Genomic DNA, 22,279 nt, shown 5'->3' on the forward strand with positions numbered 1-22,279 from the left:
CCGTACCGCAGCCGTACACTGGTCGCCGGTGTCGGCCGGCCGCGGCGGCGAGTGACAGCGGGGGAGTGCGTACTGATGAGGTCAGGCCTGCCGATCCTGAAGGCGCACGGCTCGCAGAACGACATCCTGGTCGTAGAGGGCCGGCCGGGTGACTACGCCGCCGAGGCGGACGTGCCGCACCTGGTCCGCCAGCTGTGTGACCGGTCCGGGCCGCTCGGCGGCGGTGACGGCGTGTACTTCGTCGATCTCGGCCCGGCGGTGCCGCAGGCGGCGTTCTTCAACCCGGACGGCTCGTTCGCGAAGCTGTGCGGCAACGGGATGCGCTGCGTCGGGCGGCTGGTGCTGGACACCCGCGACGCCGAGCGGGCGGTGGTCCGGGCCGGGGACAGCGACTTCGTGGTGCTGCGGGCCGAGTCGACGCCGGAAGGGGTCCGGCAGACCGCGGTCGAGATGCCGAAGGTGGACTTCGATCCCGTCGAGCCGGTGGTCGCCGTGGCGCAGCCGCACGTCGACACCCCGCTGCCGGTGCTGCACCCGACGTACGGGTTGACCGCGCTCGCCGTACCGAACGACCACCTGGTCGCGGTGGTGGAGAAGTTCGACGAGGCCGAGCTGGTCGCCACCGGGGAGCGGATCACCGCCGCCACGGACGTGGTGCCGCGTGGGGCGAACCTGTCGTTCGTGTTCCCGCTCGACGACGGCGAGATCTACGTGCAGACGTACGAGCGGGGCGCCGGACTGACCCCGTCGTGCGGTTCGGGTGTAATCGCGTCCCGGGCGGTCTGGTCGCGGCTCGGCCTGGCCGGGTCGGGCGAGCGGATCACCGTCCGTAATCCCGGTGGGGTGGCGACGGCCTGGCTGACCGGCGACCCGGCGGCCTGGCAGGCCACCCTGCAGGGCAACGCGTCGTACGTCTACCGGGCCGATGTCGACCTGGCGGCGGTGATCGCCGGCAGCCTGGCCTCGGTACGGCGGGACACGTTCGTCGACGAAGTCGAGGCGTTCGCCCAGTTGCGGGAGAACAACCACGCCGTGCTGCACGCCGCCGGCGTACACCCTTCGGTCGGCTGATTTCTGACCCGACGCGGCCCGGATCCGGCCCGTATCCCGCCCGGATCCGGCCCGAAGTCGGGCACTTCCGATTTTCTGACCGGCCACCGACCGGGTGGCGACTGATTCCAGTCTGGTCAGGGTCAACTTCATGACGATGGACATCAATGTGATGTTGAGTGGATCCGGAGTTCGAGCGGTATTGGCAGAAGGTGGCAGCGTCCGGCAACACGAGACAGGATCACATATCTCTACATCAATCTGTTCTAGGCCTAACATCTGTGTCAGTCAGGTACCCGGTCACCGGTCGGCCTGTCACAAACCGGCCTGCCGTGCATCGAAAGGAGGCGGGAGATGACACTCTCCCGGCCATCCCGGCGCCGCTGGCGCCTCGGGCTCACCACTGTCGCGGTAGTGGCCGCCGCGCTGGCGTTCGCCGCACCGGCCAACGCCGAACCAGCGGAAGGCCAGATCCTCTACGCGGGCGGTGAGGACACCGTCGCCGGCTCGTACATCGTCGTCTTCGACGAGGACAAGGTGGACAGAGGGACGGTCGGGCGCACCGCCCGTACCCTCGCCGCGAAGCACGACGGCGCGGTGGCGCGCACCTACTCGACCGCGCTGCGTGGCTTCGAGGCCCGGCTGACAGGACTTCACCCTCGCGGTCACCCCGACCAGCGGTGCGGTCGACCCGGGCGACTCGGTGACCGCGACGGTCAGCACCACCACCACGATCGGGGCCCCGCACACCGTCACCCTCGGTGTCACCGGGCTGCCGAGCGGTGCGACGGCCACCTTCAGCCCGTCGTCGGTCACCTCCGGCGGGTCGGCGACGCTGACCATCGCCACCACCACCGGGATCGCCACCGGCGTCTTCCCGCTGACCGTGGTGGGCACCGGGCCGGAGACGGCCCAGTCGGCGCCGTTCACCCTCATCGTCAACGGCCCGCCGGGCTGTTCGCAGACCAACTCGACCGACGTCGCGATCAATGACAACAGTACGGTGGAGAGCTCGATCACCATCACCGGCTGCTCCGGCAACGCCAGCTCGAGCAGCACCATCGAGGTGAACATCTACCACACCTGGATCGGTGACCTGACCGTGTCGCTGATCGCCCCGGACGGCAGCATCAACGTGCTGCACAGCCGGTCCGGCAGCAGCACCGACAACATTGTCGAGACCTACACCCGGGACCTGTCCGTTGAGGTGGCCAACGGCACCTGGAAGCTGCGGGTGCAGGACTCGGCCAGCCTTGACACCGGCTACCTGGACAGCTGGACGCTGAGCCTGTAGCCGAAACAGTGACGGACCGACCGGGACACGTCCCGGTCGGTCCGCCGCTGTCGCTGGTGCGTCGCTGGTCAGCCGTCGAGTTCGTCGGCGAGGTCCTGCAGGTCCTGCATCAGCTCGGCGAAGTCCGCCGTCTCGGCGGCCGGCGGTGCCTCGATGGTGACCGCCTTGCCGTAGTCGGTGTAGTTCATCGTCATGTCGGACATCGTGCCCATGACGAGCTTCACCCGACGTGGCTGGTACTGCTCGTCGACCCACACGTCGACGGCGACCTCGGTGACCTCGGCGGTGGCGAGCTGCTCCTCGATGCCTTCGCGGATCTCGGCCTCGAACTGCTCCAGGTAGCTGTCCACCGGGGTCACCGACGTGTAGTGCACGGTCGGCACGCCGTCGATGGTCTCCTCGCCGACGACGGTGACCTCCGCACCCTCCAGCAGGGTCCGGACGTTCTGCACCGGGTCCAGGCCTTCGAGCTGCTGAGCGAGGTCCTCCGAGGTCGCACCGAGGGCAGCGAAGTCCATCTTGAACCACTTCTTGCCGTCCATCGATGCCTGTTCGGCCTCGGGGATGCTCACGTAGAACGCGCTGCCGATCACCCGTACGGTGATCTCGCCGTCCTCGGGGTCGACCTGGGTCAGCTCGGCGGCCGGTGAGTCGCCGAAGCTGATGACGCCGCTGACGTCGACCGGTTCCCCACCGCTGGTGCCGGTCATCGTCACCGCCGCCGAGTTGGCGCTGGTGGTAGTCTCCACGGTCTTCTGCAGCGAGCCGGTGGCGTCGCTGGCGAGCTGCGCCAGTACGCCGGACGTCTCGGTGCCGCCTTCGTCCGTTGTGGCTGATGAGCCGCCACACGCGGTGACGGCGAGGACCGCTGCCGAGGCACCCGCGAGCAGCGCGGTCCTTATTGCAGTGTGCACGAAGTGAACTCCCAGTCGGTGTGTGCGTGGTTCTGCCGGGCGAAATCCTAGCCGCCGTGCCGTTGGTCCCTGTCTACCGGGCCTGCTGGGTCAGGCCCGGGAGCGCCGGGGTCCGGTGCTGGGATGCGGTGTCGGATTCGGCGTCGTTGGGGCAGCCACCGGTCGCCCTCAGTTCGCGTGCGAGAACCAGTACACCGAGGTTCCAAAGGCAGTGGCGGCGAACGGACGTCGGATGCTGACCATGGAGCCTCCGCCGGTACGGTGACGAGACCGCCAAAGCCTAGGGCGACGCATCGACGCGCTCCACTTCCACCGTCGGTTGTTCCGCGATTCGCATACCTCGACTGCCGTTGTATGTCCGGCATGAGCGAACAGTCAGGTAGCTCCCCGAAGAGTGGGCACGCACCGCCCGATGTAGAGAGCCGTGCGTGCCCACTGGGGAGCGAGTCGGTGGTCAGGAGACAGTCGGTGTCAGCTTGATCAACTCCCAGCCACCCTCCGGCACGTCGTCGGTCGGATCGGTCCGCAGGTTCATCGGATTCGCCATGCCGAGGTACAGCGTCGATCCGTCGGCGACCATCGTGCGGACGCCGTAGTTGAGGTAGTTGCCGCCCAGCCCCTGCGTGTCGACCGCCGTGGCCGGCCGCAGATTGGAGCCGAACATCCACAGGTCACCGCCGTACAGCTGCGGATCGATGGTGATCGGGTCAGGCCCGTCGGTCAACGCGGCGGCCGCCTGCGGATAGCCCATCTCGGCTACGGACTGCGGCAGCAGGTCCTTGGCGAGGTAGCTCCAGTCCATCGTGCCGACGAACAGCCGGCCACCGGACACCGCCATCGTCCAGGTGTAGTTGTTGTAGATGTTGCCGAACCCCATGTGGCCGTACCTGGCCCGGTAGCCGGTGAGCGCCCAGCGCCAGGCACCGGCGCCGTCGTTCGCGCTGGCGTCGTACGCCGGCAGCACCGCCTCGCCGTACAGCAGGTCGACCCGCTGCGTCGCGGTGCCGAACCGCTTGCCCCGGAAGATGCTCACCGCCCGCTGCGACCGCTCCAGCGTCGTGCGGGCCGCCAGCTCGTCGACCGGCGGGTACGCCTCGGCCACCATCGCGGTCGACTTCATCGGCACGTGCATCGTGCCCCAGTAAAGGTACCCACGGTACGAGGCCAGCGCGCCGAGCCCGTACGAGCCGGCGATCACCGGATCCGGCTCGTAGGAGGCGGCACTCCAGACCTGCGTCCACCCAGCGGTGTCGTCCGGGGTCAGACCGGGTTCGGCGGCGGCCAGCGGAGGGCTCATCCACACCCCGGCGACGCCGGGGTCGGCCTCATCGGTGACCCCGATCCGGCCGGTCCGCCGACCGTCGGCGGTACGCGCGCCGGCCGACCCGCTGCCGGCGGCCGACCAGGTGCTGACGAAGACCCGGCCGTCGTGCAGCTCCAGGTCGGCGACCTGCGCCGGCAACTGCCCGACCTCGACGAAGTTGAACGGGTCGGTCCGGTCGCCGGCCCAGCGCAGGATGTGCCCGCCGTCGCGGCCGTTGGGTCCGACACCGACCCCGGCGTACAGCACGTCGTCGGCGACCAGGAAGTGGCGGATGTTGCCGTACTGGGTGAAGTTGGCCGAGCCGAGATAGTCGCCGGTCACCGTGTCGAAGGCGAACATGTTCACCGTGGCTCCGAGCGCCGGCCCGGCCAGCAGCACCACGCCCTGGTGCGTACCGCCGGCCCGCAGACCCAGGGTGCGGCGCAGCCGGGACAGATCGTCGGGCGACGCGGAGGTGATGTCGCTGGTCTTCTCGGTCAACGCGCCGGAGGCCAGGTCGTAGACGTACGCCCGGGGCTGCCGGTGGTCACCGACGCTAACCGGCATGATCGGGTTGTCCTTCGCCACCTGGCTCTCGGCGAACTCGCACACGTAGTCGTCGGTCATCCGGGGATTCGGCAGGGAGAGCGTCGCCCCGGTGACGATGCAGTTGACGTTCGACCCGGTGCCGAACCACAGCCGGTTGTCGGCCTGGGCGAGCGACCACACGTACGCCTGGTTGACCTTGGCCTGGCCGGACTCGCACGCCGGGCCGGCCGGGTAGGGCAGGCGGATACCGGCGAAGCATTCGTCCGGGGTGGCCTTGGCGAGCAGTTCAGTGCCGAATGCCGCCTCGCTGGGCGGCAGTAGCGGCTTGCCGGTGGCCGGTGACGGGGCCATGGCCAGTGCGGCGGGCAGAGCTATGAGGACGGCGGCGGACAGCAGGCGCCGTCGTGATGTCTGAGGCCAGCGCATCGATTCCCTTTCGGTCAGTGCGACCCGACCCGGTGCCGAAGGGCGAGGCCCGGGGTGGACGCTGCGCTGACAGTAAGCTAGATCGATTACCGGTCCATGTCCGACCTCCGGAAAGGTCCGTCGTGGCAGCCGCCGAGCTGTACCCCGGCCGGCCAGCGACGGCGTCGCCGGCCGGGGTACAGCTCAGGTTGGTTCCCGAAGGCTCAGCCGCAGGCCGCGCCGTCAAGGGTGAACCCGCTGGGTGAGGAGCTGTTGCCGGTGTGGGTGGCCTGGAAGCCGATGCTGACCGAGCCTCCCGGTGGGATGACCGGGTGTCTGGTGGGGTGTCCGGCGGGGTGTCCGAGCCGCCTCGTGTCGCGCTGTCGGGTCTGGCGGGGCTTTGGGTGCCCTTCGGAATGCGCGGGTGAAACTCGTATATTTCCTATGGTGGCCCGGTCTGTCATGCGATTCGCGCATCGCTTTATGCTGCAAGAAGAGCCATTGAGGCATGGCTATGTGAAGCCGTATGGTCATGTCACCTGGCAGGACTAACGGATGGTGGTGGTCTCAATGCGGAAGCTGCTCGGCTTCGTCGCGGCACTGGCAATCGGTGTTTCCGCGACATTGTTCTTCGCGCCGTCGGCGCAGGCGACGACGGCAACATTTACCCAGACAAGTTCCTGGTCGACCGGTTATGTCGCCGAGGTTGTCGTCACGAACGACTTCACTGTGCCGATCACCGGCTGGGAGTTGGCCTTCACGCTGCCGGCGGGGTCGACCGTCTCCAACGTATGGAATGCGCAGATCGCGACCAGTACGCCGCACTACACCCTGATCAACACAAGCTGGAACGGATCGCTCGCGCCGGGACAGTCCGTCGCCGTCGGGTTCGTGGTGACCGGCACCGGCCTGCCGACGATCCTCTGGCCGCTGTAGATTCCGCACTCCGGCGTCGGAGCGCCCGCGACGCTTCCGGTCGCTACCGGCCCGACCGGTCACCCGGTCGGGCCGGTGTGATCTCGCCCATCTTCCGCCCCCGTGGGCGCCGGAAGATCTGCCCGGGGGATTGCGTACGCCGGTCAAGTGGTTACGGTCGGCTGACCGTACCGGTGGAAAAGCGGCGAGGTGACCTTGTCTGAGGTAGAACGGAATCGGCCAACCGTGGCGCGACGCGCCCGCCGTACCGTGGATGTGGCACGTTTCGCGAGGTGGCTGGCGGGTCCGGCCGGCACCGGGTTCATCGGCGTCTTGTTCACCGTCGGCACCGCCGCGTTCAGCGCAGCCGGCGGGATCGTCCCGGACCTGGCCGCCGAGGGCTGGTCGCAGGGGCGGGACCGAGTCTGGTGGCTGGTCGTCTTCCTCAGCGTGGCGGTGGCTGCGGTCGCCGCCGGTGCGACGCTGTGGTGGTGGCGCAACCGGCTGCGGGAAACCCGGGGCATCGCGTACGTCGTCAACGAGACGGCCGCCGAGTGGACCCCGGAGCAGAAGGAAGGCTTCCTGAGCGACGTACGGGACCAGTTCGCGGTGTTCCGACCGGTGCCGCCGCTGCGCAGCTTCGATCGGACGGCGGTGTGGCCGCACGGTGAGGAGGCGACCCGCTGGGGGCGTGACATGGACGCCGTGGTCCGGCACTTCCAGGTCGCCAACCACGACCCGGACGGCCGGGACGCCGCGTTGGACCGGTCGCTGTTCGTGTGGGCACCATGGCCGGTGGCGGTCGCGTTCGGACAGCGGACGACGGCGCTCAGCCGGGGCCGGGCGGTGCGGGTCCGCCAGCGGGACAGCTTCGGCCGGCAGGGGCCGGTGCGGGCACGACCGCTGCAGGACGACGGACATTCGTTCCAGCAGCAGATCGAGCGTCCCGGCGACGGGCTGTTCGGCGAGTTGAACGTGCGACGTCACCAGGTGCGGCTGCAGATCAGCCGCAACGGTCAGCCGGACCCGGTAGCCGGGCAGGAGCCGGTGCCCGATATCGCGCCGGGGACCGCGTTGGAACCGGTGCCGGAGGTGCTGCTGCTGGTGCTGCGGACCAACCACAACCGGTTCGGGCTGCTGCCGAGCCTGCCGGTGGACGTCACCGAACGGGCCGCCCACGACGACGCGGCGGCGGGCAGCCGCGAACCGGTCGTCTTCGAGCTGCACGACGCGGTCGGGCTGGGACTGCCGGCGACGATGTCGACGGAGCTACGGGAGTGGCGTTACCTGCCGCCGCCCGGCGAGACCCAGCACCGGTGGGCGGACTATCCGGCGATCGTCGCGGCGGCGGCCCAGTGGGTGGCGGATCAGGCCGCCGCCGCTCCGGAGGCGATCGTCCTGCTCGGCGCGCAGCTGCCGCAGGAGATCTCGGTCGGGCTCGGCATCTGGTCGGCCCGGCAGTACCGCTGGCCGCGGCATGTGTGGCCGATCTACTTCCAGCTCGGTGCGCAGTTCACGATCCCGCAGCTCGATCTGGGTCGCCCCACCTGACACCGGGTCCCGGCCGGTCCTTGCCGGTCGGTTGTCGCTCGTCGGTCAGAGGCGGAACCCGGTGCAGTCCTCGGTCACCACGATGTGGAACGCGACGCTCTGGGTGTGTACGCCGTCGGTGACCTCGAACTCGGCGGTGCGCTGTGTGCCGAGCGGCAGCGCCGGCAGCAGCACGTTGACCGCCGAGCTGATCTGGGTGGGGCTGTCGTTCGACCCCGGGTAAATGGGATACGTCGCGACCGACGACCCGGCGGGCAAGTGGTTGGTGTCCGTTGCCAACTGCGGCCAACTGCCGACGAGCCTGATCAGGACGAAACTGCGCTGCCCGACGGTCGGCCGGGTGCAGATGGTTTGACCCTCGTCCACCAGGCCGGCGGCCTTCCAGGTCGCCGGTCCGGCTGCGTCGGCCGTGGACGGTGCCGTCGACCAGGCGGTGCCGCTCGCGGCTGCGGCCGGCAGGCCACCGTACGTCACCGATGCCAGCGCGGCGGCCAGGCCGAGCGCGTACGCCGTCGCGCGGTGCTTGGATCTCATGGCTGATCTCCTCAGGTCAGCGGCCGACTGCACGCCGATCGCATCCTCCGACCGGATGGATCAGGTGATCGCTACGGCCGGACTGTAGTGGACCTTTAGTCCATAGCGGCCACCTGTCTGTGTCAACGGTCGACCGGGGGTATCCCCTTGGACGCGCCCCGGCCGACGGCAGCGGAGACATTTCTGACTATAGTCAGAGATTGTGCGCTTGGAATCCCGGATCCAGACCATCCGCGCGTTCAACCGCGACGTCACCGAACGACTCGGCGTGCTCGAGGACCGCTACCTGGCACGCGACCGACCGCTCAGCCTCGATCGTCTGCTGTGGGAGATCGGCACGGAGGGCATCGAGGTCCGTGAGCTGCGCAGCCGCCTCGGACTCGACTCCGGTTACACCAGCCGGCAGCTGCGCGCGCTCGAGCAGGAAGGGCTGGTCGTCGTGTCCCCTTCGGAACACGACAGCAGGGTCCGCCGGGCCACCCTCACCCCGTCGGGGTTGGCGGAGGTGGCGGTGCTGGACCAGCTCTCCGACGAACTCGTCGGGACGATCCTGGCGCCGCTGACCGAGCGCCAACGCGACGAGCTCGCCACCGCGACCGAGACCGTACGCCGCCTGTTCACCGCCTCCACGGTCGCGATCGCCGCTGCCGACCCGGCCTCGAAACCGGCACGACGGGCGGTCGACGCGTACCGCCGCACGCTCGACGACCGGTTCGACGGCGGGTTCCGACCGGACCGGGCCGTCCCCACCACCGACGACGCGCTGCGTCCCCCGTCCGGGCTGTTCCTGCTCGCGACGCTGAAGGACCGCCCCGTCGGCTGCGTCGCCGTCACCAGGGTCGACGACACGTCAGCGGAAATCCGCCGGCTCTGGGTGTCGTCCGAGCTGCGCGGGCTGGGGATCGGACGGCGGCTGCTCGCCGCGGCCGAAGAGGCTGCGGCGTCGCTCGGGGCGGGCGTCGTACGACTGGACACCAACCGGACCCTCACCGAGGCGATCGGCCTGTACCGGGCTGCCGGATACGACGAGGCCGCCCCGTTCAACGACCAGCCGTACGCGCACCACTGGTTCGTCAAGTCGCTGACCGGCGAGCCGCTGCGCGGCGGCGGCGCCGGCGCCCCACCGGGTCGGGTCGGGTTCGTCGGCCTGGGCATCATGGGGCTGCCCATGGCCCGTCGGCTCGCCCGCAGCGGCGTCGGGCTGACCGTGTGGAGCCGTACCCCGAAGTCCGACGACGAACTCAAGGCGGCCGGCGCCCGTACCGCCGCGAACGTCCCGGAGGTGTTCGCGCAGTGCGACACGGTCATCGTGATGCTGCGTAACGCGGACGCCGTCGACCAGGTCCTCCGTGACGTCCCCGGCGGACTCGCCCACCTCGTCGCCGGACGCACGATCGTCAACATGGGAACACTTCCCCCCGAGTACTCCAAGGCGCTGGCCGACGAGGTCGAAAGCGCTGGCGGACACTACGTCGAAGCCCCGGTCTCCGGCTCCCGCCGCCCGGCGGAGGACGGCAAACTGGTCGCGATGGTGGCGGGCCGCCCCGACGTCGTCCGGCGCACCGTCGCGCTGCTCGACCCGCTGTGCGCGCAGATCACCACCTGCGGGCCGGTGCCGTCCGGGATCACGATGAAGCTCGCCGCCAACGTGTTCCTGATCGCCCTCGTGGCCGGCCTCGCCGAGGCGTTCCACTTCGCCGACCGGCACGGTCTCGACCGGGACCTGCTACGCGGCGTCCTCGACGCGGGTCAGATGTCCTCGGCGATCTCCCGGGTCAAGACCGCGAAGCTGGTCGCCGACGACCTCTCCGCGCAGGCGGCCATCGCCGATGTGCAGATGAACGCCGAGCTCATTGTGGACGCGGCCGCCGCAGTGGGGGCAGGCGTCCCGCTCAGCGAGCTGTGCCTGGCGCTCTACGCCGACGCGGTCAGCCGCGGCGATGGGGACCTCGACATGGTCGGCGTCATCCGTACCATCGCCGGCGGACAGCAGGGTCACTGTCGGTGAGAGTATGGCCACGTGTGCGCCGCACTTGCGGGTTACGTCCGTCATCCGTGGCGGCGCCGCCAGTCACTCTCCTCCCGTTCCAGGGCCTGCTGCTCGGCGAGCCGGTGTTCGCGCAGGTGGTGCCGCCAGACCCCGGACCGCCGGCTGTCGGCGGCGACCCCGGTGACGGTGATTACGGTGAGAAGCAGCAGCGCCGCGAACGCCGGGATCCGGTCGACCACCGGCAGCAGCGCGGCGAGCAGCAGGGCGGGTACGGCCAGGCTGGCGGTGACGCTACGGACGGTCCGTAACTGGAAGGCCGACAACGCCACCAGGTAGAGCAGGACCCCGCCGTACAGCGCACGCAGGTGGATCGACTCGAGCGGGGCGTCATCACCGGTCGACGACGCCCCGGCCAGGAAGGCCAACGTCTGCTTCAACCCGAGGGAGAGCAGGATGATGCCGAACAGCATGGGCAGATGCAGCAGGGTGTAGGCGTCGCGGGCGAGCCGGTCGCGGCGTACCCCGTGAGTGTGGTGCAGCACCTGCTCGGCGGCGTACGACCGGGCGTCGAAGTACGCCCACCACATGGCGCAGATCAGGGCGATGCCGAGCAGCGTCGCGGTGATCACCGGGACGGTGCCCGGCGCCCCGATCGAGGCGCCGGAGCCGAGCCCGAGCGACAGCAGAGCCTCACCGAACCCGATGAGGATGAACTGCGCATGCCGCTCAGTCCAGTGCCCGGCGGAGACCACGGCGAACGGTTCGAGGCGGACGGTGGTCAGGTACGCGACGCCGACGCCGAGGGTCCAGAGCAGAAGGAGCGTGACGACGCCCTCGCTGGGCCACCCCAGGAGCGGTACCGCCGCGGCGACGAACAGCAACGCGGTGCTGGTGGCCAGCACCGGTGTGTCCCTCCACCAGGTGCCCAGTAGTTCGGGGTGCGTCCTCGCGGCGACGCGTAGCGCTGCGGCTTCCAGCAACCAGATCAGCAGGTAGCAGGTGGGGAAGATGAACTCGCCGGGAATGACCTGCGGGACGCCGGGCTGTGCCTGCGGCGGTTCGTCGCCGAGGCCGGGTAGCGTCGCCACGGAGATGAAGACGATCGCCATGATGGTGAAGCCGTGGATCGGCATGATTCCCCAGTCGGCCCGGAGATTGTTCCCCAGCAGGGCGAACCGGGACCAGACCAGCCAGAGCACCGACAGGAGCAGAAAGATCGCCACCAGTCCGAACGGCTTCAGATCCTCGACCGAGGCAGTGGTCACGTGGATGAAGGCGAACACGAAGACCAGGTCGTAGAACAACTCGAGGCGAGAGACTTTCATGCCTGGCGCGGCGGGCATGACCGAAAATGTCGGTTTCGTGGCTTCCACGACCGACAGTATGCGACGGAGGCTGGGGCTTCCGAGCCCGGAACGTTTGCTGCGCGAAGTCGAGGGAACCGCCGTCGTCGTCAGGATCGGGGGCGGAGACCGTCCAGGGACATCAGCGCGGTCGCGGCGGTGCTCGGGTGCCGGCCGCTCGCGGTCGCCACCGCGACGTTCCAGCATGGCGGGTCGGTGATCGGCGCGAAGCGCGCGGCGGTCCGCTTGGTGGTGAAAAACTGCGGTACGACGGCGACGCCCAGCCCGTGGCTGACCAGGTCGAGCAGCCAGTGCACGTCGTTGACCTCGAAGGCGACCCGGCGATCGACACCGGCGACGGCCATCGCCTGGTCGACGACGTCCCGGCTTATCCAGCCCGGGGAGAAGTCGACGAAGGTCTCACCGGCAAGCTCGCCCAGGTCGACCTCGGCACGTTCGCGCAGCGGATGGTCCGGCCCGCAGGCCAGCACCATCGGCTCGGTGCGGATCGGGGCCAGTGTCACACCGGTCGGCGAGCTGGCCGGCATCGACACGAAGGCGAGATCGAGGTCGCCGGTGCGGACCCGCTCGACCAGGTCCGCCGAACCGCCCTGCCGGAGCCGGATCTCGACGCCAGGATGGGCGGCGTGGAACCGGGCCAGCACCGCCGGCAGGTCGACCGCGCCCAGACACTGCAGGGTGCCGACCGCCAGCCGGCCGCGCAGCAGCCCTCGAACCGCGGCCACCGCGTCCTTGGCGGCGGCGACGTTGGACAGGGCATGTCGGGCCTCGGAGAGCAGCGCCCGCCCCTCGTTGGTCAGCTCGACGCTTCGGGTGTTGCGGACGAACAGGCTGGCCCCCAGCTCCCGTTCCAGCGAGCGGATGGACGCCGACAGGCCGGACTGCGCGACGTGCATCCGCTCGGCGGCCCGGGTGAAGTGCCGCTCCTCGGCGACCGCCACGAAGTACTCGAGCTGACGCAGCTCCACGATTCATCACCAAAACTGATCGCCGGGATCGGATCCTTCTGTTGGACAGCTTAACCGCAGGGTAAGAGGGTGGAACCCGGGCGCGTGGGGTACGACAACCGCGCCCACGGACCATCCCGTAGAGGAGACTTCATGCACACCCGTCACATCGGTGACGTCGCCGTCGGGGCGATCGGCCTCGGCGGCATGCCGATGTCCATCGAGGGCCGGCCCGACGAGCAGAGGTCGATCGCCACGATCCACGCCGCGCTGGACGCCGGTGTCACCCTGATCGACACCGCCGACGCCTATCACCTGTACGCCGACGACGTCGGCCACAACGAGTCGTTGATCGCCCACGCCGTGGCGACCTTCGGCGGTGACACGTCCGACGTGCTGATCGCCACCAAGGGCGGCCACCTGCGACCCGGCGACGGCTCGTGGACCAAGAACGGCTCGCCCGACTACCTGAAGAGCGCCTGCGAGGCGTCGCTGAAACGGCTCGGCGTCGAGGCGATCGGCCTCTACCAGTTCCACCGGCCCGACCCCACCGTGCCGTACGCGGACTCGATGGGCGCCATCCGGGACCTGCTCGACGCCGGGAAGATCCGGCTCGCCGGCATCTCCAACGCCGACCCGGAGCAGATCCGGCTCGCCAACGACATCCTCGGCGGCCGGCTGGTCAGCGTACAGAATCAGTTCTCCCCGGCCTTCCGCTCCAGCGAGCCGGAGCTGGAGCTCTGCGCCGAGCTGGGTATCGCCTTCCTGCCGTGGAGCCCGCTCGGCGGCATCGCCAGCGCCGCCGACCTGGGGTCGCGGTTCGCGGTGTTCGCCGAGGTCGCGAAGGAGTACGGGGTGAGTCCGCAGCAGGTCTGCCTGGCCTGGCTGCTGGTGAAGGCGCCGGTCGTGGTCCCGATCCCGGGGGCGTCGCGCCCGGAGACGATCCGTGACTCGGCCGCCGCCGCCGACCTGAAACTGTCGGCCGGACACCTGGCCCGCCTCGACCAACCCGCCTGACCGACCAGCCCGCCCGCACCATGCGCAAGATCAAGTGAAGGCCAGATACCTGACAACCGCCGGTTGAGGTATCTGGCCTTCACTTGATCTTGTCTCGACCCCCGCCCCCGACGACGATCCTGGCTTGTCGAAGGTGGACCGTCTGGCCTACGTTAGTGGGTTCGGCGGGCGGAGGGGAGTGCGTGATGCCGAGCAGGTGGCAGTTCGTGGTGCCGGGGGTCGATCCGGCCGGGGTGCGGCTCGAACACGTCCACGCGGTGGTTTCCCGCTGGTTCGATGTGGACGAGGCGGCGCACCGGTCGCATGCGAAGGCGTACAGCGTCAGCCTGCCGGTGGCGCACCCGGCCGGCACCCTGGTCGAGGTCGGCCTGCTCGACGACGCTCTGGTCGACAAGCTGCGAGCCGGGGCGGCGACGGGGGCGGTGATCCGGATCGGTGGTTAGCTCGGCGCGTTGGTCACCGGCGCACGGCAGGTGGCCGGGGTGTCGTGGCTGGAGCTGGGCCGGCCGTCCGGCAACGCGTCGTGGTCGCTGCGGTTCCTGACCCCGACGACGTTCCGGCGCGGCAACGGGTTCACGCCGTGGCCGGACCCATGGTCGGTGGTGGCCGGGCTGCGGGCGGTGTGGCGGGCGAGCGCGCCGGCCGGGCTGCCGGAGCTGGTGCTGCCGCTCCCGGGTGTCGGTGGGCCGGGCATCGGCGGGCCGGGGGAGCGGCCGGACCGGGACGCGCTGTGGGTGAGCGACATCGACGGCACCAGCGACGTGGTCAAGGTCAACGGGCGTACGGTGTCGGGCTTCCTCGGCCGGATCCGCTACGTCTGCGACGGGCCGGCGAGCCTGGTCGGAGCGGTGGACCGGTTGCTGCGGCTGGCCCCGTACAGCGGGGTCGGCGCGCAGCGCGGCCGGGACTTCGGCCTGGCCTGCCTGGAGCCCCGACCCGGTGGTGGCGTCAGGTTCTCCGCCTGCGATCGGCGTACGAACGCAGCGCCCGCAGTAGGTCGATCTTGCGGAAGCCGGGCCAGTAGACATCGCAGAAGTGCAGCTCGGAGTGGGCCGCCTGCCACAGCAGGAAGCCGGACACCCGGCGTTCCCCGCTGGTGCGGATGACGAGATCCGGGTCCGGTTGCCCGCTGGTGTACAGGTGGGCGGCGATCTGGTCGGCGGTCAGCCGCTGCGCGATGTCGTCGAGGGTCGCACCGCGCCGTGCCTGGTCTTCCAACAGCGACCGTACGGCATTGACGATCTCCTCTCGGCCGTCGTAGCCGATGGCCACGGACAAGTGGTGGCTGGTCTCCCGCTGCCGGGTCGCCTCCTCGGCGAGCTTCAGCGCGTGCCGGGTCGAGTCGGGCAGCACCTCCAACCGGCCGGCAAGGTGCAGCTGCCAGATGTTGTCGTCGCGGGTCAGCCGACCCGCGACGACGGTCTCGATCATGCCCATCAGGTTGTCGACCTCGTCTGAGGCGCGCTTGCGGACGTTGTCGACGGAAGCGACGAACACCGTGACGTGTTGGATGCCGATCTCGGCGCACCAGCTCAGCACCTGGTCGAGGTGCTCGGCACCGTGCCGGTGCCCGACCTTGGGGTCGTCGAAGCCCATCTGCCGGGCCCACCGCCGGTTGCCGTCCATCACCATCGCCAGGTGGCGGGGCAGCTCGGCGGCGGTGAGCTGGGCGCGTAGCCGGCGGGCGTAGAGCCGGTGTCCGGTATCGAGCAGCGGTCGCATCATCGCCTGATCTCACCACGCTTGCTCGCCCGGGCACAGCAGCGCAGGTGGTCTGCTGATCGGCCAACGACCGGGTATCGGCCCGTGCCGAGATCACTGAGCTGCTGGCCTGGTGGATGCCTGTTCGCCATGTGATGCCCCGGCGTTTCGGGCACATTAAGGCCCTTCAGAGCATCGGGACTGCCCGCAGACGCCATGACCTGGCCGGCGGCCTGCCCGCGGCAGTCCGAACGACTACCGCGGGCGCTCGCCGGCCAGGTCGTGACCCAACTCGACCAACCCGCCACCCTGAATCGATGGGCCATCCCGGATTACTGGCTGGTCACGGTCATTTTCGTACGCTTCGGTCTGCGGATCACCGACGAGCTGTGGCTGGCGCCGCGACCCGGGAACGGTGCGATCGCGTCAGCCGGTGCTGACCCGCAACGCGTGATCAGCACACGCCTCAGCAGGACCACCGGGCGATGCGCGGCGGCTGCCACTCGCCGGTCAGCACGTCGTCGGTGGGTAGGTAGACCCGCATGTAGACGTGGAAGACGCCGGCTGGGGCGGGCAGCCAGTTCGCCGTTCCGCCGGGTGGGGCAGTGGCGGACAGGAACAGGTCGAGTGATCCGTCCTGGTTCATCGTGAGAGCGGAACGATCGCCGAGGGCGTACCGGCTGAGCTCGTTGGGAACGAGGAAGTAGTTCTCGTCGTACATTGTCACCGACCAGAATCCGTCCGCGCTCGTCGGCGGGAGAGCGCCCGGCCGGAAGTGCAGTCGGTAGGAGCGTTCACCGCTGAGTGGCTGGCCGAGCAGATCGGACTGGGAGAAATAGTACGTCGACTCGGCGGGCACGTTGGCGCCCAGGCCGCCGGCGGCGATGCCGGCTCGGAGCAGGTAGTCGGTGCCGTAGGTGCCGGCGCTCAGGCTCGACCGCCACGTCCGCCCGGCGGCGGGGAACGCGGCTTCCGCGTGGCCGGCGACGAGGTACGCCTGCCCGTCGGTCACCGCCGCCTCCAGGGTGGCGACGGCCTGCGGATCCCCTTGGCTCGGGTTCCCGCCCGGCTCGACGCCGAGCGCGGCGAGACCGGCGAGTGCCGACGCGTCGGCGGCCGGGGGTGGGTCGGACGCGAGCACGGCGGCCAGTTCGTCGAAGAAGGCGGCGCCGGCGTCGTAGGGGGTCTGTGGCCGTGGCAGGTTCGCGCAGTCGGGCGTAGGCAGCGCCGGCGGCGTGTCGGTGGCGGGCGTTTCGAGGACGGCAAGCTGGTACCCGGCCATGACAGCCCTGGCGGCGGGCACGTCGTCGGGGTTCTTCACGAGCGTGCGGCCCAGCAGCCATACGTCCCAGGTCGGTCCGGACACCGACGTGACGCCACTCGGAAGTTCACCGGACCATCCGGGCGGAACGATTGCATACCTGCCGCCCGCAGGGTCCACGGTGCTGGTGCCGATGTTGGTGAACACGTTGGTGTACATGTCGAGGAACTGGAAGTTGTAGTACCGGTCGTCGATCGCCGGTACCGTCAGCACGACCGGTCCACGACGCAGGTCGAGCCACGCGATCGAGTAGAGGGTGTCGACGTTGGGTGCCACCACATCACGGCTGGCGGGAGTGGCGAGCTCAGGCGAGCTCACCAGCGTGTTGACGTTCCCGATGGCGCACAGTTGGTTGGCCCGGGTGCGGGCGGCGACGACCGGAGCGTAACCGTAGAGGTAGGCGTCGATGCCGGGCGTCGTTGTCGGCGCGGTGGCTTGGGCGCCTGACGGCACCGCGAGGCACCCGACGAGCGCTGCGATCACGGTCACCGGCATGGCTACCAGAAGGCGGTTACGCACGCGAATCTTTCTGATCGATTTGATCGAGGAATCGATGATCGGGATGGGATCCCGACCGCCCTCGCGGTCCACCTCGGTGGGGGTATGTCCCTCAACGGAGCCGGCGGCGTTCCCACCGGCCGGGCGGTCCAGTGCGACACCCTCCACGTCCATGGCGGGCAGCAGACGGTCGAGGCGGGGCGGCAGTGTCCAGGCGTGTGTGCCGAGCAGCCCGAGTGCGGCAGGGACCAGCGTCATCCGGACGAGGAAGGCATCCAGGAGCACGCCGAGGGCCAGCGCGAAGGCGATCGGGCGGACCGTTGCCGTCCCGCTGACCACGAAGCTGGCAAAGACCCCGATCATGATCAGTGCGGCGGCCGCGACGACTCTGCCGGCGTGCCGTGCTCCCTCGTGTACCGCGTCCCTCGGCTCACGGCCGTGAATGACCGCCTCGTGGATCCGGGAGACGAGGAAGACCTGGTAGTCCATTGCCAGACCGAACAGCACGGCCATCACGATGATCGGCATGAAGCTCACCAGCGAGCCGGTGGCGCCGTCGCTGAGGATGCCGCCGAACCAGCCCCACTGGAACAGCGCCACCGTGACGCCGAGGGTCGCGCCGAGGGTGAGTAGGTAGCCGACCGCGGCGATGAGGGGCACCAGCAGGGAGCGGAAGACCATCGTCAACAGCACCATCGACAGGCCGACGACGACCAGGGCGAACGGCAGGATAGCGGTAAGCAGCCGGGCGGAGACGTCGACGCCGAGCGCGGTCGTCCCGCTGACCTGGATGGTTGCGCCGGTCGTGGCGGTGATGTCCGCGGCCTCGTGCCGGATCGTCTGCACTACGTCGGCGGTCGCCGGGTCGGCGGGTCCGGTCGTGGGGATCACCTGGACCAGCGCGTACCGGGCGTCGGCGGAAATCCGCGGCGGCGCTACCGACGCTACACCGGGAATGTCGCTGAGACCTTCGGCGACGGCCGTGGCGGCCGTGTCCGGCTGGCTGGACCTGGAGAGGTCGGCGAGCACGAGGACCGGACCGTTGAGCCCGGGTCCGAACTCGTCGGAGACCGTGTCGTAGACCTGGCGCGCCTGGTCGCTGTTCGGCAGGCTCCCGTTGTCGGGCAGCGCCAGTCGCATGCCCGTCACCGGCACCGCCAGGACGAGTAGCGCGCCGACCCCGGCCGCGAGGATGACGACGGGCCGGCGCAGCACGCCCCGCACCCAGCGCTCGGCGCCGGGGACCGCGCGGCCCTCGGCGACGGCCGCGGCCCGCCTGCTGTCCCGCCCGCCCGGGCGCGGCGCCAGCCGCCGCCCGGCCACCGACAGTAGGGCCGGCAGCAACGTGATCGCCACCAGCACCGCGAGGAGCACGGTCGCCGCCGAGGACACCCCCATCACGGTGAGGAACGGCACCTGCGCCACGGCCAGGCCAAGGAGGGCGATGATCACGGTCGACCCGGCGAACACCACCGACGAGCCCGCAGCGGCGGTGGCCCGGACGACGGCCTGCGCGACGTCCGCCCCTGCGGCCAGTTCGGCGCGGTGGCGGACGACCAGCAGCAGGGCGTAGTCGATACCGACCGCGAGCCCGAGCATGAGCGCGAGCGTCGGGGCGGTCGTGGAGATCGTGGTCAGGGTCGAGGCCACCCAGATACCGACCAGCCCGGCGGCGACGCCGACGAGCGCGGTGAGCAGGGGCAGCCCGGCGGCGACCACCGACCCGAGAGTGACCGCGAGGACGACGACCGCCAGCAGGAGGCCGATCACCTCCGCCGCGTGCGAGGCGGAACTCGGCCCGCCGGAGAGTGCGTTGCCGCCGAGGAACACGGTCAGCCCGGCCTGCTCGGCCGGGGCCATCGCGGCCCGGACATCGTCGCCTGTCGAGTCGGGCAGTTCGCCCTTGAGTACGTCGAACTGCACGATGGCCAGCCCGGATCGGCCGTCGGCGCTGACCGTGCCCGGGGCCTGCGGTGGCGCGACGGCCCTCACGTGGTCGATTCCGGACACCGCCGTCAGCGACCGCTGGACGGCGGCGGTGTAGGCCGGGTCGCTCACCGTCCCGCCGTCGGGTGCCTCCAGCAGGATCTGCAGCGAGGTCCCGCCTGCACCGGGGAACTCCTCCTGCAGCACGTTCAGGGCCGCCTGGGACTCCGAACTGGGGATGGTGAACTCGTCGGTCAGGGCGCTCCCGCGCGCCGCGAGGCCTCCCACGAGGGCCAGGAGCAGCAGCACCCAGCCTCCGATCACGATGAATCTCTGCCGGTGCGCGAACCTGCCTACGCGCTGCAACAACCGGGCCATCAGTTCGTCATCCCTTCCGCTGTCCGGCGGGCCGGATGCCCGCTCGCCGTCCAGTCGACCGGCATGAGCTGACGGTGCGCCTATCCGGACCCTGACGAGCCCCTGCCGGGAACCTGACGGTTGGCTGACGGCAGCGCTGTGGGTGCCGCGACCGGGAGCCGGACGGTGATCGTGGTGCCCTCGCCGACCACGGACCGGCCGGTGACCTCGCCGCCCTGCGCGGTCACCAGGGCTCGGACGATGGACAACCCCAGCCCGGAGCCGGATCCGTCCCGGGACCGGCCGGCGTCGACCCGGTAGAACCGGTCGAACACCCGGGCCAGGTCGTGCTCGGCGATGCCCGGTCCGTGGTCGACGACCTCGACAGCGACCTCGCTGCGGGCGGCGGGGCCGACGGCCAGTTCGACGGGCGTGCCGGCCGGGGTGTGCTGGACGGCGTTGCCGACGAGGTTGCGGAACACCTGCTCCAGCCGCGGTGCGTCGCCGAGCACGGTGACCGGTCCGGCCGCATGTAGGGTGATCGCCCGGTCCGGCTTGATCACGCGCGCGTCCTCGATGACGCCTTCCAGCAGGGGCAGCAGGGGGACCGGTTCAGCGGCGAGCGGCCGCCCGGCGTCCATCCGGGCGAGCAGTGCCAGATCCTCGACGAGCAGGCGCATCCGGCCCACCCCGGCCTCCATTCGGCCCATCGCCCGGTCCAGGTCGTCGCGGTCCTCCAGGCCGCCCTGCACGTATAGGTCGAGCCAGCCGCTGATGCCGGTGAGTGGAGTGCGCAGTTCGTGCGAGGCGTCGGCCACGAACGAGCGCAGGGCCTGCTCGGCGCGGCGCCGGGCTTCGAACGCCTCGGTCAGGGCTGCGGCCAGCCGGACCGTCTCGGTACCGGAGCCGTGGGCGAGATCGCCGAAGTCGTGGTCCCCGGCGCCTCCGGCGATCTGGTCGGCGGCCTCAGCCATCCGTTCCAGCGGGCGCAGGCCGCGACGCAGGCTCAACGCGGCCACCGACCCCAGCACGATCAACGCGGCGACGGCGAACCCGAACCCGGTCCGCCGCAGGCGGACGATCACCGCCACGTCGTCGGTCCTGTCGACGGCGACGACAAGGAACCCGAGCGGGATCGACGTGCCGTCGCCGGACTCCACGACCAGTCCCGTGGCCCGGGCACGGGCCACCAGGAACGTACGGCCCCCGGCGGTCAGGTCGGCGGGTTCCCCGATCGGCAGGTCGCGGGTAGCTGCGACGAGGTCGCCCGCCGGTGGTGGTGGGCCATCTTGGAGGCGGTCGAAGGTGAACGCCGGCCGGCCGCTCGTGTCCAGACCGACCACGACCACGCCGGCGAAGGCGGGCAACGCGTCCGGCTCGATCACCACCCGGTCACGTCCGCTGAGGATCCCGCCGACGGAGGCGTTGATGTTCCACAGCCGCTCCTCGGCCCGCTCGGCGAGGTAGCGCTGCAGGAACAACGAGGTCAGGGCAGGACCGCCGACCAGCCCGACGAGCAGCAGGACGAGCAGATGGACCAGGAGCCGGCGACGGATCGACAGCGGCCGCACGGGCCGCCGCAGCCTCACCGGGGCTCCCTCACCGCGTACCCGAAACCACGCACGGTGTGGATCAGCGGCACGGACGCACCGTCATCGATCTTGCGGCGAAGATTGGCGACGAACCGCTCGACGACGTTGGCGTCCCCACCGAAGTCATACCCCCACACGTGCTGCAGGATCTGGCTCTTGGACAGCACCCGCCCCGCATTGTTGAGTAGAAAGACAAGCAGCCGGAACTCGGTCGGCGACAAGTGCACCGGCCGCCCCGCACGAGTAACCAGGTGAGCATCGAGGTCGACGGCCAGGTCGGCGAGCAGCAGCCGGTTGTCCTCGGACGGCACATCGGTGCCCGCCGTCCGTCGCACCAGCGCCTCCAGCCGGGCGACGACCTCGGCAACGCTGAACGGCTTGGTGACATAGTCGTCGGCGCCCAGCCGCAGCCCCTGGATCCGGTCCTCCACCTCCTGCCGCGCGGTCAGGAACAGCACCGGCGTGGTCTTGCCCCGGCCGCGCAGCAGCCGGACGGTCTCGAACCCATCCAGGCCAGGCATCATCACATCGAGCACGACAACATCGAACTCCTGGCCGGTCAGGCGCACCAACGCCGTAGCGGCGTCGGGCACGGCGTGCACCTCCCAGCCGGCGAACCGCAGGGTCGACTCGAGTAACTCGCGGATCTGCGCGTCGTCGTCGACGACCAGGACTCGTGGCACCGGCACCCGCACATCCTCCTCCACTACCGGCCCAAGGCGAAGCACACAGCTGAAGTGCGCAGGCACGCACGCATGCCGGCCCGCCCGGACGTCCGTGAACCTCCAAATCAGAGACTGCCGCAGGAGGACGCCTCGCCGCTATCCCGTTGCGTTCACGGAGCAATTGCGTCCGCGGTTGCTCATGGCTACTCAATCACCTCGGCCGAGCCGGCGAACACCGCATCCCTCCGGAGCATGGCGATGGCACCGTCCACGAACGTCACCATCTGGAGACACGCGGCGTTGGCGGCGTACGCCCTCGTGGTCAGCGGCCAGCACCCGCACCAGCTGCTCATCAAGTGCCGTCCAGTACCGCACGACAGCCACGA

16 protein-coding genes and 2 pseudogenes are annotated in these 22,279 nt (G+C 70.2%); 8 read left to right on the forward strand and 10 right to left on the reverse strand.

Annotated features, from left to right (window positions below; all coding sequences use genetic code 11):
- Positions 1-75 precede the first annotated feature (75 nt).
- Both dapF and O7610_RS05000 read left to right on the forward strand, forming a co-directional pair.
- The gene (gene dapF, locus O7610_RS04995) at positions 76-1,071 is read left to right on the forward strand and encodes a diaminopimelate epimerase (RefSeq protein ID WP_289212735.1); all 996 of its coding nucleotides are present in this window, start codon (positions 76-78) and stop codon (positions 1,069-1,071) included.
- A gap of 682 nt (positions 1,072-1,753) precedes the next feature.
- A complete protein-coding gene (locus O7610_RS05000; RefSeq protein ID WP_289212736.1) occupies positions 1,754-2,344 on the forward strand; it encodes a proprotein convertase P-domain-containing protein in 591 nt (196 codons plus the stop codon).
- 68 nt (positions 2,345-2,412) lie between these two features.
- On the opposite strand, the gene O7610_RS05005 is transcribed toward O7610_RS05000, so the two are convergent.
- The 3 genes and pseudogenes from O7610_RS05005 to O7610_RS30830 form a co-directional block, all read right to left on the reverse strand.
- Entirely contained in the window at positions 2,413-3,258 is an 846-nt protein-coding gene (locus tag O7610_RS05005) for an SCO4651 family lipoprotein (RefSeq protein ID WP_281554569.1), read from the reverse strand.
- A gap of 454 nt (positions 3,259-3,712) precedes the next feature.
- Positions 3,713-5,536, reverse strand: coding sequence for a hypothetical protein (locus O7610_RS05010; protein ID WP_289212737.1), 1,824 nt, complete (start codon positions 5,534-5,536; stop codon positions 3,713-3,715).
- A 203-nt stretch (positions 5,537-5,739) separates the two neighbouring features.
- Positions 5,740-5,841, reverse strand: a pseudogene (locus tag O7610_RS30830) (cellulose binding domain-containing protein); the annotation flags it as partial.
- A 244-nt stretch (positions 5,842-6,085) separates the two neighbouring features.
- Between O7610_RS30830 and O7610_RS05020 the strand changes: the two are divergent.
- Both O7610_RS05020 and O7610_RS05025 read left to right on the forward strand, forming a co-directional pair.
- Positions 6,086-6,451 carry a cellulose binding domain-containing protein gene (locus O7610_RS05020; RefSeq protein WP_281554572.1) on the forward strand — a complete coding sequence of 122 codons (366 nt, stop codon included), beginning with the start codon at positions 6,086-6,088 and terminating at the stop codon, positions 6,449-6,451.
- Between the two features lie 255 nt (positions 6,452-6,706).
- Positions 6,707-7,981 (forward strand): hypothetical protein, encoded by a 1,275-nt coding sequence (locus tag O7610_RS05025; RefSeq protein ID WP_281554573.1) that lies wholly within the window; start codon positions 6,707-6,709, stop codon positions 7,979-7,981.
- A gap of 45 nt (positions 7,982-8,026) precedes the next feature.
- Here the strand turns inward: O7610_RS05025 and O7610_RS05030 are convergent, their stop codons facing one another.
- On the reverse strand, positions 8,027-8,515 hold the full coding sequence (locus O7610_RS05030; RefSeq protein WP_289212738.1) for a DUF5980 family protein: 489 nt from the start codon (positions 8,513-8,515) through the stop codon (positions 8,027-8,029).
- 202 nt (positions 8,516-8,717) lie between these two features.
- Here O7610_RS05030 and O7610_RS05035 point away from each other — a divergent pair, with 202 nt between their 5' ends.
- Complete coding sequence (locus O7610_RS05035; protein WP_289212739.1) at positions 8,718-10,523, forward strand: GNAT family N-acetyltransferase; 1,806 nt, start codon at positions 8,718-8,720, stop codon at positions 10,521-10,523.
- 41 nt (positions 10,524-10,564) lie between these two features.
- Here the strand turns inward: O7610_RS05035 and O7610_RS05040 are convergent, their stop codons facing one another.
- Together O7610_RS05040 and O7610_RS05045 are read right to left on the reverse strand one after the other, a co-directional pair.
- A complete protein-coding gene (locus O7610_RS05040; RefSeq protein WP_281554575.1) occupies positions 10,565-11,848 on the reverse strand; it encodes a low temperature requirement protein A in 1,284 nt (427 codons plus the stop codon).
- A gap of 110 nt (positions 11,849-11,958) precedes the next feature.
- Complete coding sequence (locus tag O7610_RS05045) at positions 11,959-12,837, reverse strand: LysR family transcriptional regulator (protein WP_281554576.1); 879 nt, start codon at positions 12,835-12,837, stop codon at positions 11,959-11,961.
- A gap of 132 nt (positions 12,838-12,969) precedes the next feature.
- Between O7610_RS05045 and O7610_RS05050 the strand changes: the two genes are divergently transcribed.
- The 3 genes and pseudogenes from O7610_RS05050 to cas6 all read left to right on the forward strand — a co-directional run.
- On the forward strand, positions 12,970-13,833 hold the full coding sequence (locus tag O7610_RS05050) for an aldo/keto reductase (protein ID WP_289212740.1): 864 nt from the start codon (positions 12,970-12,972) through the stop codon (positions 13,831-13,833).
- Positions 13,834-14,018: 185 nt separating this feature from the next.
- Positions 14,019-14,276 carry a hypothetical protein gene (locus O7610_RS05055; protein WP_289212741.1) on the forward strand — a complete coding sequence of 86 codons (258 nt, stop codon included), beginning with the start codon at positions 14,019-14,021 and terminating at the stop codon, positions 14,274-14,276.
- 39 nt (positions 14,277-14,315) lie between these two features.
- A pseudogene (cas6, locus tag O7610_RS30550) lies at positions 14,316-14,681 on the forward strand (CRISPR system precrRNA processing endoribonuclease RAMP protein Cas6); the annotation flags it as partial.
- A 100-nt stretch (positions 14,682-14,781) separates the two neighbouring features.
- Here the strand turns inward: cas6 and uppS are convergent.
- From uppS to O7610_RS05080, 4 genes are all read right to left on the reverse strand, one after another.
- Positions 14,782-15,558 carry a polyprenyl diphosphate synthase gene (gene uppS, locus O7610_RS05065; protein ID WP_289212742.1) on the reverse strand — a complete coding sequence of 259 codons (777 nt, stop codon included), beginning with the start codon at positions 15,556-15,558 and terminating at the stop codon, positions 14,782-14,784.
- A gap of 442 nt (positions 15,559-16,000) precedes the next feature.
- Positions 16,001-19,603, reverse strand: a complete 3,603-nt coding sequence (locus O7610_RS05070; RefSeq protein ID WP_281567360.1) for an MMPL family transporter — start codon at positions 19,601-19,603, stop codon at positions 16,001-16,003.
- Positions 19,604-19,737: 134 nt separating this feature from the next.
- Positions 19,738-21,225 (reverse strand): sensor histidine kinase, encoded by a 1,488-nt coding sequence (locus O7610_RS05075; RefSeq protein WP_281554582.1) that lies wholly within the window; start codon positions 21,223-21,225, stop codon positions 19,738-19,740.
- Positions 21,222-21,917 carry a response regulator transcription factor gene (locus O7610_RS05080; RefSeq protein ID WP_281554583.1) on the reverse strand — a complete coding sequence of 232 codons (696 nt, stop codon included), beginning with the start codon at positions 21,915-21,917 and terminating at the stop codon, positions 21,222-21,224. The genes O7610_RS05075 and O7610_RS05080 overlap by 4 nt, the downstream gene beginning before the upstream one ends.
- Positions 21,918-22,279: the final 362 nt, after the last annotated feature.

The organism is Solwaraspora sp. WMMA2065 (assembly GCF_030345075.1).
In the GTDB taxonomy this organism is placed as follows: Bacteria; Actinomycetota; Actinomycetes; order Mycobacteriales; family Micromonosporaceae; genus Micromonospora_E.